Source organism: Embleya australiensis, assembly GCF_051903075.1.
Taxonomy (GTDB): Bacteria; Actinomycetota; Actinomycetes; order Streptomycetales; family Streptomycetaceae; genus Embleya.
Map to the genome: position 1 here is coordinate 3,093,798 of NZ_CP182422.1, position 12,664 is coordinate 3,106,461.

Annotated in this window: 12 protein-coding genes; 5 read left to right on the forward strand and 7 right to left on the reverse strand. The window is 71.2% G+C overall.

Annotation, left to right across the window (positions count from 1 at the left end; all coding sequences use genetic code 11):
- The first annotated feature begins 230 nt into the window (after positions 1–230).
- The 3 genes from trhA (at position 231) to ACMXN5_RS13050 (ending at position 3,294) form a co-directional block, all read left to right on the forward strand.
- Positions 231–896, forward strand: a complete 666-nt coding sequence (gene trhA / locus ACMXN5_RS13040) for a PAQR family membrane homeostasis protein TrhA (protein ID WP_439675404.1) — start codon at positions 231–233, stop codon at positions 894–896.
- Positions 897–1,070: 174 nt separating this feature from the next.
- Entirely contained in the window at positions 1,071–2,693 is a 1,623-nt protein-coding gene (locus ACMXN5_RS13045; protein WP_439675405.1) for an MFS transporter, read from the forward strand.
- Entirely contained in the window at positions 2,665–3,294 is a 630-nt protein-coding gene (locus tag ACMXN5_RS13050; RefSeq protein WP_439675406.1) for a TetR family transcriptional regulator, read from the forward strand. The genes ACMXN5_RS13045 and ACMXN5_RS13050 overlap by 29 nt, the downstream gene beginning before the upstream one ends.
- A gap of 92 nt (positions 3,295–3,386) precedes the next feature.
- On the opposite strand, the gene ACMXN5_RS13055 is transcribed toward ACMXN5_RS13050, so the two are convergent.
- The 3 genes from ACMXN5_RS13055 to mca form a co-directional block, all read right to left on the reverse strand.
- The gene (locus tag ACMXN5_RS13055) at positions 3,387–5,450 is read right to left on the reverse strand and encodes a thioredoxin domain-containing protein (protein WP_439675407.1); all 2,064 of its coding nucleotides are present in this window, start codon (positions 5,448–5,450) and stop codon (positions 3,387–3,389) included.
- Between the two features lie 37 nt (positions 5,451–5,487).
- Positions 5,488–5,733 (reverse strand): hypothetical protein, encoded by a 246-nt coding sequence (locus ACMXN5_RS13060; protein ID WP_439675408.1) that lies wholly within the window; start codon positions 5,731–5,733, stop codon positions 5,488–5,490.
- A gap of 121 nt (positions 5,734–5,854) precedes the next feature.
- Positions 5,855–6,709 carry a mycothiol conjugate amidase Mca gene (gene mca / locus ACMXN5_RS13065; protein WP_078976819.1) on the reverse strand — a complete coding sequence of 285 codons (855 nt, stop codon included), beginning with the start codon at positions 6,707–6,709 and terminating at the stop codon, positions 5,855–5,857.
- Positions 6,710–6,878: 169 nt separating this feature from the next.
- On the opposite strand from mca, the gene ACMXN5_RS13070 reads away from it, so the two are divergent.
- Entirely contained in the window at positions 6,879–7,265 is a 387-nt protein-coding gene (locus ACMXN5_RS13070) for a DUF4307 domain-containing protein (protein ID WP_439675409.1), read from the forward strand.
- A gap of 341 nt (positions 7,266–7,606) precedes the next feature.
- Positions 7,607–8,104 carry a transcription elongation factor GreA gene (gene greA / locus ACMXN5_RS13075; RefSeq protein ID WP_439675410.1) on the forward strand — a complete coding sequence of 166 codons (498 nt, stop codon included), beginning with the start codon at positions 7,607–7,609 and terminating at the stop codon, positions 8,102–8,104.
- A gap of 85 nt (positions 8,105–8,189) precedes the next feature.
- On the opposite strand, the gene ACMXN5_RS13080 is transcribed toward greA, so the two are convergent.
- The 4 genes from ACMXN5_RS13080 to ACMXN5_RS13095 all read right to left on the reverse strand — a co-directional run bounded on the left by ACMXN5_RS13080 (position 8,190) and on the right by ACMXN5_RS13095 (position 12,432).
- Positions 8,190–8,996 carry an ABC transporter permease gene (locus ACMXN5_RS13080; protein ID WP_439675411.1) on the reverse strand — a complete coding sequence of 269 codons (807 nt, stop codon included), beginning with the start codon at positions 8,994–8,996 and terminating at the stop codon, positions 8,190–8,192.
- Positions 8,997–9,036: 40 nt separating this feature from the next.
- Positions 9,037–10,074 carry an ATP-binding cassette domain-containing protein gene (locus ACMXN5_RS13085; protein ID WP_395794264.1) on the reverse strand — a complete coding sequence of 346 codons (1,038 nt, stop codon included), beginning with the start codon at positions 10,072–10,074 and terminating at the stop codon, positions 9,037–9,039.
- Positions 10,075–10,427: 353 nt separating this feature from the next.
- The gene (ilvA, locus tag ACMXN5_RS13090; RefSeq protein ID WP_379999575.1) at positions 10,428–11,651 is read right to left on the reverse strand and encodes a threonine ammonia-lyase; all 1,224 of its coding nucleotides are present in this window, start codon (positions 11,649–11,651) and stop codon (positions 10,428–10,430) included.
- Positions 11,652–11,934: 283 nt separating this feature from the next.
- Positions 11,935–12,432 (reverse strand): MarR family winged helix-turn-helix transcriptional regulator, encoded by a 498-nt coding sequence (locus ACMXN5_RS13095; RefSeq protein WP_379999573.1) that lies wholly within the window; start codon positions 12,430–12,432, stop codon positions 11,935–11,937.
- Between the last annotated feature and the right edge of the window lie 232 nt (positions 12,433–12,664).

Consider the following 12,664-nt stretch of genomic DNA (forward strand, 5'->3'; position numbering starts at 1 on the left):
CGCCCGGGACGGCGAGTCCCCGGCGTCGGGTTGAGGGTTGCGGGGATTTTATCCGGTCGGTCGAACACGGAACCGCCCGGGATCAGGCCCCCACCTGGAAGTTGTGCCCCGTCCCGGACCGAAAACCCCAAAGACGTGCGCTTTCGCGCCCCTCCGGGACAAGATCTCCCGTGATGCGTCTCACTCCGTACTTGCCGGTAACCTACGTCTGCGTAAGTACACTCGGGCCCATGAGTGTGGACGCACATGGCTTCACGGCGCCCTTGTCGCCCATCAAACCCAGGCTCCGCGGATGGATCCACGCGGGCACCTTTCCGCTGGCGGTGGCCGCGGGCATAGTCCTGGTCGCGCTGTCCGACGACGCCAAATCCCGCGTCGCGTGCGGCGTGTTCGCACTGACCGCGGCGATGCTCTTCGGCACGTCGGGGGTATACCACCGCGGCAACTGGGGACCGCGCGGCGAGGCGGTGTTGCGGCGCCTCGACCACGCCAACATCTTCCTGATCATCGCGGGCACCTACACCCCGTTGACCATCCTATTGCTGGGCAAAAGCGACCAAACACTCCTGTGGGCGGTGTGGATCGGGGCACTCGCCGGCATCGGATTCCGGGTCTTCTGGATCGGTGCGCCCCGCTGGCTCTACACCCCGATCTATGTCGTACTCGGCTGGGCGGCGGTGTTCTACCTGCCCGAGTTCATGCGCGAGGGCGGCGTCGCGGTGGTGGTCCTGGTGATCGTCGGCGGCGTGCTCTACAGCCTCGGCGCGGTGGTCTACGGGATCAAGCGGCCCAACCCGTCGCCGCAGTGGTTCGGCTTCCACGAGGTCTTCCACGCCTTCACACTGCTCGCGTTCGCGAGCCACTTCGTCGCCGTCGCGCTGGTCGCGCTGCGCTGACCCGACCCACACTCGTCGGCCCGAAGGCCCGCCGCTCCCCCGGGAGTTGCGGGCCTTCGGGCTTTTCCGGATTTTCCCCCGAGCTTGGGCTGCCCTTTGCCGAGAGAAGTGACTGCCACTGACTTTTGAGAGCTACTGTCATAAAGTAGAAGCACTCAATAGGAGGTAGATGTCATGGAAGCGACGACGGACGAGCCGACCCGCACGACCGAGGCCGAGGGGCCGCCGGATCCCAGGCGATGGTGGGCGTTGGGAGCGCTGGTGGTCGGCCTCCTGGTGGTCGGCCTGGACACCACGATCATCAACGTGGCGATGCCGACGATGAGCGATCAGTTGGGCGCGAGCACGGGCGATCTCCAGTGGATCGCCGACTCCTACATCGTGGTGTTCGCGGCGCTGATGCTCCCGGCCGGACTGATCGGCGACCGCTACGGCCGGCGGCGCTTCCTGCTGGTCGGGCTCGCCGTGTTCGGCGTCGGCTCGGTGGTCGGCGCGCTCGTCGGCTCGGTCGAGGGGGTGATCGCGGCCCGCGCGCTGATGGGCGTCGGCGGCGCGTTCATCATGCCGCTGTCGTTGTCCATCCTGCCCTCGCTCTTCCCCGCCGCCGAGCGTGGCCGGGCGATCTCGATCTGGGCCGCGAGCACGGCGCTGGGCATCCCGCTCGGACCGATCCTGGGCGGGCTGCTCCTGGAGCACTTCTGGTGGGGCTCGGTGTTCCTGATCAACATCCCGATGGTCGGGCTCGCCCTGCTGGTCTGCGGGTTCCTGCTGCCGGTCTCCCGCTCCGCCGACGCACCCCGGGTGGACGTCGCGGTCACGGTCCTGGTGACCGCCGCGCTGACCACGCTGATCTTCGCGGTGATCGAGGCGCCCGAGTGGGGCTGGGGCGACGCGCGGGTGCTCACCCTGTTCGGCGCGGCGGCGCTGCTCGCGGCGAGCGTGGCGGTGCGCGAGAGCCGGGCCCGGCGGCCGATGATCGACTTCGGGCTCTTCCGCGACCGCAACTTCCTGTGGGCCACGATCTCCGCGCTGGTGCCGTCCTTCGCCATGTCGGGCGTGTTGTTCCTGGTCCCGCAGCGGTTCCAGGGCGTCGACGGAAGCAGTGCGCTGGGCACCGGGCTGCGGCTGTTGCCGCTGCTCGGCGGGCTGTTCGTGACCGCGCTGGCCAGCGACAGGGTCGCGCCGCGCTTCGGCTACAAGGTGGTCATCCCCGGCGGGATGTTCCTGCTCGGCTGCGGACTGCTCCTGGGCGCGACCGGCTCGGCCGACGACGGCTACGGGTGGACGGCCTGCTGGCTGGTGTTGACGGGGATGGGCCTGGGGTTGTCCCTGGTGCCCGCGATGGACGCGGTGATGGCGGGCGTCGCGCCGGAGCGGGCCGGGATGGGGTCGGCCCTGGTGCAGACGCTGCGCCAGGTCGCGGGCGCGCTCGGGGTGGCCATCCTGGGCAGCGTGCTCGCGTCGGCCTACGTGGACCGGATCGACACGGGCGGGCGTCCCGACCCGGTCGCCGACACCGCGCGCGAGTCGATCGGCGGCGCGGCGAAGGTGGCCGGCCACGGCGCCGACCCCGCGCTGCTCGACTCGGCCCGCGACGCGTTCGTGCACGGCATGGACCTGAGCCTGCTGATCTGCGGCGTCACCGCACTGGTGCTGGCCGCCGCGGTGGCGGTCTTCCTGCCTCGCCGCGCCGCGACGGCCCCGGCTCCGACGGACGGCGCGGGCGGACCGGGAGCAGACGGTGCGGCCGGACCGGGAGAATCGGAGCATGACCGCGAAGGAGTCCTCCATCCCTGACCTGCCCGTCGCCCCCGCGGGGCTGCGCGAGCGCAAGAAGATCAAGACCCGGCGGGCGATCCGCTGCGAGGCCTATCGGCTCTTTCGCGAGCACGGCTACGACGCGACCACCGTGGACCAGATCGCCGAGGCCGCGGAGATCTCGCCGAGCACCTTCTTCCGCTACTTCCCGAGCAAGGAGGACGTCGTGCTCACCGACGAGTACGACCCGATGCTCGTGGAGATCCTGCGCAGCGCCCCCGAGGGCACCAGCCTGATCCGGATCGTGCGCACCGGCGTGGTGGACGCGCTGCGGCGGATCATGCGCGAGGAGGGCGAGGAGATGATCACCCGGATGTCGCTCGTGGTCGGCGTGCCGGCGCTGCGGCGGCGCAGCTACGAACAGCAGATCGAGACGTGGCGGCTGATGGCCGAGACGTACGCGGCCCGGACCGGGCGCTCGGCGCAGGACTTCGACCTCCGGGTGGCCGTCTCCTCGATCAACGCGGCGATGGCGGACGCGATCTTGACCTGGGCGGAGGGCGGCTGCGTCGGGGATCCGGCGGTGCTGGTGGACCGGGCGTTGGGGATCCTGGAGGCGGGGTTGCGGGAGGGGCCGTGACGGGGTCGGGGCGGGCTCGGGCCGGGTGGGCCCGGACCCGGTGGTCGGGCCCGGGCGGGTGGGTTCAGGCGGGTGGGTTCAGGCGGGTGGGTTCAGGCTCGGGCGACCGCCTTGGCCAGAACCTGGTCGGCCAGTTGCTCGGGGTCGGTCACCGGGGCGTCGCAGGTGAAGTGCCGGCACACGTACGCCGCCGGCCTGCCGCCCACCGGCGTGCGGTCGCGCAGCAGCGGCACCGGCGGGTCCTCGGCCGGGTCGCCCATCGCGACCACGGCGCCGGGCGCGGTGGTCATCAGTGCGGTCAGGTAGAGCGCCCAGGTCGCGTCGTCGTCGCGCGGGCCGACCACGGCGATCTCGCGCGGGCCGTCCAGCCACGCCTCGGCGACCGCCAGGCCCCAGCCGATCCCGCGCGGCGCCTGGGCCGCCAGCACCCGGACCACGCCGAGCGCGCGTCCGGCGGCCTCGCGGTGTTCGGCCGAGCCCAGATACGCCGCGTAGCCGAGCAGGGCGCCGGCCGCGCCGGTCCAGCCCGAGGGGGTGACCCCGTCGGTGGGGTCCTGCGGGCGGCGGAACAGCTCCTCCGCGTCGTCGGCGGTGTCGTACAGCGCGCCGTCCTCGTCCACGAAGTGGCCCAGGATCACGTCCACGAGCACCCCGGCGAAGGTCAGCCACGCGTCGTCGGCGGTCACCGCGTACAGCGCCAGGAACCCCTCGGCCACGTCCGCGTAGTCCTCCAGGACCCCGGCGTTCGGCCCGGGCCGGCCGTCGCGCGAGGTGCGCACCAGCCGGTCGCCCAGCTCGTCGTCCTCGTCGCCGCCCAGGTGCACCGCGATCAGCAGGTCGGCCGCCGCGAGCGCGGCGTCGAGCAGGTCCGGGCGGGAGAACAGGGTGCCGGCCTCGGCCAGCGCGGCGATGGTGAGCCCGTTCCACGCGGCCACGACCTTGTCGTCGCGCCCCGGCCGCGCCCGCTCCCCGCGCGCGGCCGACAACCTCGCCCGCACGTCGGTCAGGCGCTCGAAGTCCTCGGGGTCGTCGGCCAGTTGCAGCACCGACCGGCCGTGCTCGAAGGTGCCCTCCTCGGTCACCCCGAACACCTCGGCGGCCCACGCGCCGTCCTCGGCGCCCAGCACCTCGACCAGCTCGGCCGGGGTCCACACGTAGAACGCGCCCTCCACGGAGTGGCCCTCGGCGTCCACGCTGTCCGCGTCCAGCGCGGAGGCGAACGCGCCCTCGGGGGTGCGCAGTTCGCGTACCACGAAGTCGGCGGTCTGCAACGCGATCCGGCGGGCGAACTCGCTGCCCGTGGCCCGCCACAGGTGGGTGTAGACCCGGATCAGCTGGGCGTTGTCGTAGAGCATCTTCTCGAAGTGCGGCACCACCCACGCCTCGTCCACCGAGTAGCGCGCGAACCCGCCGCCGAGCTGGTCGTAGAGGCCGCCGCGGGCCATCGCCTCGCAGGTCTCCTGGACGATGCCCAGGGCCGCCTCGGACTCGGTCCTGGCGTGGTGGCGCAGCAGGAATTCGAGCACCATCGACGGCGGGAACTTGGGCGCGTGGCCGAAGCCGCCGTGCGCGGTGTCGTAGTCGTGCGCGAGCAGGGTCAGCGCCGCGTCCAGCTCCTCGGCGGTCGGCGCCGCGCCGTCGGTGTACAAAGCGCGGGGGGCGGCCAGGGAGGTGGCGATCTGGGTGCCGGTGCGGCGCACCTCGTCGTTGCGGTCCTTCCAGGCGACCCTGACCGCGTGCAGCAGTTGGCGGAACGAGGGCATGCCCTGGCGGGCCTCGTTCGGGTAGTAGGTGCCGCAGTGGAACGGCTCGCCGTCGGGGGTGGCGAACACGGTCATCGGCCAGCCGCCCTGGCCGCCGTTCAGCGCGACCGTGGCCTCCATGTAGACCGCGTCCACGTCCGGACGTTCCTCGCGGTCGACCTTGATCGCCACGAAGTCGGCGTTGACGATCGCGGCGGTGGCCTCGTCCTCGAACGACTCGTGGGCCATCACGTGACACCAGTGGCAGGCGCTGTACCCCACGCTGAGCAGGATCGGCACATCCCGACGACGCGCCTCCGCGAACGCCTCCTCACCCCACGGCCACCAGTCGACGGGATTGTCGGCGTGCTGCAACAGGTAGGGCGACGTGGACCCGACGAGACGATTCGGCATGGTGCCATCCTCGCAGGGCCGCCGCGCGCGGGAGTGCTCAGGCGACGGGCGCGCCGTTGTCTTCCTTCTTCTGCGCCGCGTCGGTCGGCGCCGCGTCGGTCTCGGCGGGCTTGCCGCTCCCGGCCGGCTTGGCGCTCTCGTCGAAGTCCACTCGCTTGAGGCGCGTGTTCATCGACTTCAGCAGCAGCCACGTGGCGACCGCCAGGAACGCGACCACCACGAATCCGAGCAGGCCGGGCGTGACCTTGCTTTCCTCGACCGCGAGCTGGACCGCGAGCGACATGACGAACTACCTCCTGGATCGGAACCCCTCGGTGTCAAGAGTGACATCCGATCGCCGGAACGTATGCACCGAGGGCCCGGAAAGTCGCTCCCGGGCCCTCGCGCGTATCGATCGCCGCCGCCTACCGGCGCACGCCCACCCGCACACCCGCGAACAGGTCGTCCTCGGGCAGGTCGGTGTCCACCAGCGACCGCACCAGCTCGTAGTCCTCCGTCGGCCACACCTCGCGCTGCACCGAGATCGGCACGCGGAACCAGAAGCCGTCCGGGTCCACCTGGGTGGCGTGCGCGATCAGCGCCCGGTCCCGGGTCTCGAACCAGTCGGCGCACGGCACGCGCGTGGTGATGTCGCGCTCGTCCCGGTCGCCCCAGCGCTCCAGCCATTCGCCGTAGGGGGACTCCAGGCCGCGCTTTTGCATGCCCTCGTGCAGCGCCTCGATCCGTGCCCGGGAGATGCCCTGGTTGTAGTACAGCTTCAGCGGCTGCCACGGCTCGCCGGCGCCCGGGTAGGCGTCCGGGTCGCCCGCGGCGTCGAACGCCACCATGGTGATCTTGTGCGTCTGGATGTGGTCCGGGTGCGGGTAGCCGCCGTTCTCGTCGTACGTGGTGATCACGTGCGGACGGAACTCGCGGATCAGCCGGACCAGCGGCTCGGCCGCCTTGTCCACGTCGAGGAGCGCGAAGCAGCCCTCGGGGAGCGGCGGCAGCGGGTCGCCCTCGGGCAGTCCCGAGTCCTCCCAGCCCAGCCAGGCCTGCTCCACGCCCAGGATCTCGCGGGCCGCGTCCATCTCCTTGCGGCGCACCTCGTGGATGTTCGCCTCGATCTCCGGGTCGCCCTGGAGGGCGGGGTTCAGTACCGAGCCGCGTTCGCCGCCGGTACAGGTCGCGACGAGGACCTCGGCCCCCTCGGCGACATAGCGGGCCATCGTGGCCGCGCCCTTGCTCGACTCGTCGTCGGGGTGCGCGTGCACCGCCATCAGCCTCAGTCGATCGTCACTCACCGGAACGTCGCTCCTCATCCGTGCCCCGTGTCCCAGCCGCCGGGTGAACCGCCGGGACCTGTAGAGGGCCGCTCTTGCACCCGACATATAGTGGCCGATAGATCTCGCCCGGGCGCAAACCCGGGCCCGTCCCGCAGGAGACCCGGTGAGCGCAACGCCCGTCACCCGTTACGGCAAGGGCGCCACCCGAAGCGATCGCAAACTGCGGATCGCGTTCGCGGTCTTCATGGTCGTGCTCGTGGCCGGGACGGTGTGGATCGGCCTCGATGTGGCGAACCCCGGCGTGCGCGGGTCTATTCCGAGCTTTCGGGTGACCTCGGATTCCTCGGTGGAGGCCCGGGTCGAGGTCCGCAAGGACGCCGACAAGGAAGCCGTCTGCGTACTGCGCTCGCGCGATCGCGACGGCGCCGAGGTCGGTCGCCGCGAACTGCGGTTCGCCAAGGGCGAGAAGCACATCGAGCGCACCGAGACGTTGCAGACGGCGGGCAAGCCGAACACCGCCGAGCTGGAGAACTGTCACACCGTCGGTTGATTGACGCGGCTCCCGCCGCACCGACCGATGTCCCCCGCCGCGCCCGCGGGCGTCCCGTACCGCAACCGACGGCATCCCCGCCGCACCCGCCGGTGTCGCATGTCACCCGGACTCGGGTGACTGCCCCGGACGGCGGGAGATTGTTACTCTCGAAGCTTCGTCCCCTCACGACCCGAGGTGTTCACACCGCGGACGGTGAGGGGGCGCTGGTATATGTGACCCCCTCCGCCGCCGGGGCCCGCCCGGGCGGCGCGGGGGTCGCGTGTACCTCTTTCGTACGCATCGTGTATTTCGTACGCACCGTGTACGCACCCCCGTCGCAAACCTACGAGGAGCACCCCGTGACCCAGACCAGCGAAAGCGTCACCTGGCTCACCCAGGAGGCGTACGACCGGCTGAAGGCCGAGCTGGAAGACCTGTCGGGTCCCGGCCGTGCCGAGATCGCCGTGAAGATCGAAGAGGCCCGCCAGGAAGGCGACCTCAAGGAGAACGCGGGCTACCACGCGGCCAAGGAGGAGCAGGGCAAGCAGGAGTTGCGCATTCGCCAGCTCATCGGCCTGCTCCAGAACGCCAAGGTCGGCGAGGCGCCCGCGGACGACGGCATCGTCGAGCCCGGCATGGTCGTGACCGTCGTCTTCGACGGTGACAAGGACGACCCCACCACCTTCCTGCTCGGCTCGCGCGAGGACGCCGTGACCGACATCGAGGTCTACTCGCCCCAGTCCCCGCTGGGCAAGGCGATCAATGGCAAGACCATCGGCCACCAGGCCACCTTCGCGCTGCCGAACGGCAAGACCACCAGTGTCGAGGTCGTGGACGCCAAGCCCTACCGGGGCTGAGCACCGACGCGACACGGCCCGGCCCCCCGCGCGGGGGGCCGGGCCGGCCGTGTTTTTCGAGGGTGTGCGGCGCTCGGCCCCGGGGTCAGGAGACCGCGGACCGGTACTTGCGCACCGCCAGCGTGCGGAACAGCGCGACGATCACCACGGACCACAGCAGCGAGGCCCACACCGGGTGCTGCATCGGCCAGGCGTCGGACTGCACGACGCCCGGCGAGCCGAACAACACGCGCGCGGCCTGCACCGTGGCGCTGAACGGGTTCCAGTCGGCGATGTGTCGCACCCAGGGCGTCATCTGCGACGAGTCCACGAAGGCGTTCGAGATGAACGTGACCGGGAACAGCCAGATGATCCCGCCCGAGGTCGCCGCCTCCGGGGTACGCACTGACAGACCGATCAGCGCGCCGATCCAGGTGAACGCGTAGCCCAGAAGGAGCAGCAGGCCGAAGCCCGCCAGGATGCGCGCGGCGTTGGTCGGCTCGGCCGAGCCGGTCCGCCACCCCACGAGCAGTGCGACGGCCGCGAGGATGACCAGCGTCAGGGCCGTCTGCACGAGGTCGGCGACGGTGCGGCCGGTCAGTACGGCACCACGCGCCATCGGCAACGACCGGAACCGGTCCATCAGCCCCTTCTGCGCGTCGTCCGCGATGCCGGCCGCCGAGCCCGCCGTGGCGAAGGTGACGGTCTGCGCGAAGATGCCCGGCATCAGGAAGTCCTTGTAGACGTCCGGGTCGGTGGTATCGCCGATCTTCATCGAGCCACCGAAGACGTACGTGAACAGCACCACGAACATCACCGGTTGGATGATCCCGAACAGGACCATCTCGGGGATCCGGGTCATCCGGATCAGGTTCCTGCGCGCGATGACCCAGGAATCGGCCATCATGCTCATGCGACGCACCCCTCTCCGAACGCCTTGGTCGGCCCGGCCATCAGCTCTTCACCGCCTTGCCGCGACCGCGCTGCGGACCGGCCTCGTTCTCGTCCGTGTCGGCTTCGCCGTCGGCGTCGTCGGTGTTGCCGTCCTCGGTTTCCAGCGCGTGTCCCGTGAGGGTGATGAACACGTCGTCGAGGGTGGGTCGACGCAGCCCGATGTCGTCGATCTCGATGCCGCGTGCGTCCAGTTCGCGGATGACCTCGGCGAGCAGTTTGGCGCCGCCTATGACCGGGACGGTGATCCGGCGCTGGAGCTTGACCACACCCAGCTCGCCCTTGCCGAACCCGGCCAGCATCTCGGTGGCCTCGGTCAGTCGTTCCTCGTCGTGCACGACCACCTCGACCCGCTCGCCGCCGACCCTGGCCTTGAGCTCGTCGGCCGTGCCGCGCGCGATCACCTTCCCGTGGTCGACCACCGCGATGTCGTGCGCGAGGTGGTCGGCCTCCTCCAGATACTGCGTGGTCAGCAGCAGCGTGGTGCCGTCGGAGACCAGGTTCTCGATCACCCGCCACAGCGCCATGCGGTTGCGCGGGTCGAGGCCGGTGGTCGGCTCGTCCATGAACATCACCGGCGGGCTGACCACCAGGGCCGCCGCCAGGTCGAGCCTGCGGCGCATCCCGCCGGAGTAGGTCTTGGCGGGCCGATCGCCCGCGTCGGCCAGGTCGAACTGGGCCAACAACTCGTCGGCGCGACGCTTGGCGTCGCGCCCGCTCAGCTGGTACAACTCGCCGACCATCCGCAGGTTCTCCCGGCCGGTCAGGTATTCGTCCACGGCGGCGAACTGCCCGGACAGACCGATCGAGCGGCGGACCTCGTTGGGGTTCTTGAGCACGTCGTGACCGGCCACCACGGCTCGCCCCGAGTCGGGTTTGAGCAGTGTGGTCAGTACGCGTACGCATGTCGTCTTGCCTGCGCCGTTCGGGCCGAGCAGACCGAGGACGGTGCCGGTGGGCACACTCACGTCCACGCCGTCGAGTGCTCGGACCGAGCCGAAGGTCTTGACGAGACCTTCGGCGACGATCGCTTCCTGCATGTCGGTGGATCACTCCTCGTGCGGGTGGGGCAGGGGGTGGGGCCGCGGTCGGATGGATCGATTCGGATCTCCACCATGCGCCCGGACGCGGTGAGTGTGCGACCGCATTTCACCGGCGGCGCGAGACCGGGTGACCGACCGACGGCGCTCGCGTCATCGGTCGGTCGCATCGATCGCGCCGACCCGGTCCCGCGCGGCCGCGTCCTCCGTGGGCGGGCATGGCTCGTGCGTCGAGCCAAGCACATGGCACCGACAATCGACGCGCCCGCACGCCGAGAGGGGGCGCGGGCATGCCTGTTCGGCGGTCGGGGCGTCGTGCCCGGAGGCGGCTTCGGCCTGTCCCTACCTCGCGGTCAGCTCTTGCTGACCGTGTACCCCGCGCCGTACAGCGCCTCCACCACGGCCGCGCAGTGGCTGCGGCCCTTGGTCTCCAGCTGCAGGTCCACGTCCGCTTCGCCGACGCGCAGCGTGGCGTCGGTGCGTACGTGCGACACCGCCGCGATGTTGGCGTCGGTCTCGGCCAACCGACCGAGCAGCGTGGCCAACGCACCCGGGCTGTCGGGGATCCGCACGCGCAGTGAGAGGTAGCGGCCGGCCGAGGCCAGGCCGTGCCGCAGTACCCGCAACATCAGCAGCGGGTCCACATTGCCTCCGGACAACACCGCGACCACCGGGCCCTCGATCGGCTCGCCGACCTCGAGCAGCGCCGCCACCGACGCGGCGCCGGCCGGTTCGACCACCAGCTTGGCCCGCTCCATGCACAGCAGCAACGCCTGGGACAGGGACTCCTCGCCGACGGTCCGGATCGCGTCGGTGTACTCGCGGATCAGCGCGAAGGGCACCTCGCCGGGGCGGCCGACCGCGATCCCGTCGGCCATCGTGCCGAACGAGGGCAGCGACACGGGGGCGCCGGCGGCGAGCGAGGGCGGGTAGGCGGCTGCGGACGCGGCCTGTACGCCGATCACCTTGACATCGGGGCGAAGTGCCTTGACGGCCACGGAGATTCCGGCCAGCAGGCCGCCGCCGCCGGTGCCCACGAGGATGGTCTTGACCTCGGGGCACTGCTCCAGGATCTCCAGGCCCACGGTGCCCTGGCCGGCCACCACGTCGCGGTGGTCGAACGGGTGGATGAACACCGCGCCGGTCTCGTCCGCGTGGGCGCGCGCGGCGGCGAGCGCGTGTTCGACGTTGTCTCCGCCGAGGATCACCTCGGCGCCGTAGGAGCGGGTCGCGGCGACCTTGGGCAGCGGCGCGCCGGCCGGCATGAACACGGTGGACGCGACACCGAGGGTGCGGGCCGCGAGCGCGACGCCCTGCGCGTGGTTGCCGGCGCTGGCGGCGACCACGCCCCGGGCCCGCTCGGCCTCGGACAGTCCCGCGATCCGCACGTAGGCGCCGCGAATCTTGAACGACCCGGTGCGCTGGAGGTTCTCGCACTTGAGATGGACGGGTGTGCCGACCCGATCGGTCAGCGCCCGACAGGACCGCATCGGCGTCTCGCGGACGACACTTTCCAACATCTTCCGCGCGAGGCGGATGTCGTGGAGATTCACCACGTCCGAGGCAGGGCTGCTCATACGCCGAGTGTCGCACCAACCGACCCTGCCCCCGCGCCGGGTGCCGTGTTGCCCGATGGGCGAGGGGGTTGACCGCCGTCCCGGCCTTCATCCGCCGCCGGGCCGGTGAACGGCGGGTCGGGCCAGGTGGACACGGGGCCGGTCGGCAGGTCGGGTTCGAGGTGGCCATGAGGGCGAACCAGGCTGGGCCGGTGGCTCACTCGACGTGGCTGCCGGCCCGCGCTCGGCCGGCGTGTCCCCACGATGGCCCGGTCATCGCGTCGAGGCCGCGTGGAGGGCGCGGTCACGACTCCGAGGTGGTGCGGGATTGGCGGCGTTCCATGGAGGCGTTGAACCTCGTGAGGAGGGTGGTGAAGCGTTCGCGGTCGTCCAGGCTCCAGCCTTCGCAGATTTCGGCCATCAGGCGTTGGCGGGCGTTGCGGACCTGGTGGAGGCGGTCGCGGCCCTCGGTGGAGAGTTCGAGGAGGACCGCGCGGCCGTCGTCCGGGTTGGGGACCCGGTCGACCAGGCCCTGTTCGACCAGCGGGGTGACCTGGCGGGTCACCGTGGACGAGTCGATCGTCATCGCCTGCGCGAGGGCCTTGACGCCCATCGGGCCGCCCGCCTCCAACCGGCCGAGCAGCAGGTAGGCCGCGCGGTCCATCGAGTTGCGCAGTTCGCCGACGGCGCCGAGGCGGGTCTGCTCGGCGCGCCGCGCGAAGAGGGCCACCTCGTGCTGCAGGCGGTCGTAGAGCGGGTCCGCAGAGCCGGTGGGGTCGATCGGGTCCTGTTCCGGTGTCATCGCCGCTCGTTCGTCGATCCGATGTGATCCTCCGAGGATATTGCGCGGACCGGGATCACCGGGCCCCGACCGGACGATTCCACCCCGCAATGCCGCCGAGGGTTTTACCGTGGCCACAACGGGGTGTTTTGCCGTCGTTGCCGGAGTGCGGGCCCGGTGACGGGGATGCGGTGCCGAGGGGCGATATGTCGCGGCCCGCGACTACCCGGACAGGTGTGGGGCAGCAGCACAG

What these genes read in the sequence shown, in the direction of transcription:
- ACMXN5_RS13060 (WP_439675408.1), bottom strand. Translation starts at nt 5,733, where the DNA reads ATGTCGCTCGCGGTCCAGCTCGCGGTCGAGGAAAGCAAGGTCACGCCC.
- ACMXN5_RS13045 (WP_439675405.1), top strand. Translation starts at nt 1,071, where the DNA reads ATGGAAGCGACGACGGACGAGCCGACCCGCACGACCGAGGCCGAGGGG.
- mca (WP_078976819.1), bottom strand. Translation starts at nt 6,709, where the DNA reads ATGGCGGTGCACGCGCACCCCGACGACGAGTCGAGCAAGGGCGCGGCC.
- ACMXN5_RS13055 (WP_439675407.1), bottom strand. Translation starts at nt 5,450, where the DNA reads ATGCCGAATCGTCTCGTCGGGTCCACGTCGCCCTACCTGTTGCAGCAC.
- ACMXN5_RS13080 (WP_439675411.1), bottom strand. Translation starts at nt 8,996, where the DNA reads ATGAGCATGATGGCCGATTCCTGGGTCATCGCGCGCAGGAACCTGATC.
- ACMXN5_RS13085 (WP_395794264.1), bottom strand. Translation starts at nt 10,074, where the DNA reads ATGCAGGAAGCGATCGTCGCCGAAGGTCTCGTCAAGACCTTCGGCTCG.
- trhA (WP_439675404.1), top strand. Translation starts at nt 231, where the DNA reads ATGAGTGTGGACGCACATGGCTTCACGGCGCCCTTGTCGCCCATCAAA.
- ACMXN5_RS13050 (WP_439675406.1), top strand. Translation starts at nt 2,665, where the DNA reads ATGACCGCGAAGGAGTCCTCCATCCCTGACCTGCCCGTCGCCCCCGCG.
- ilvA (WP_379999575.1), bottom strand. Translation starts at nt 11,651, where the DNA reads ATGAGCAGCCCTGCCTCGGACGTGGTGAATCTCCACGACATCCGCCTC.
- ACMXN5_RS13095 (WP_379999573.1), bottom strand. Translation starts at nt 12,432, where the DNA reads ATGACACCGGAACAGGACCCGATCGACCCCACCGGCTCTGCGGACCCG.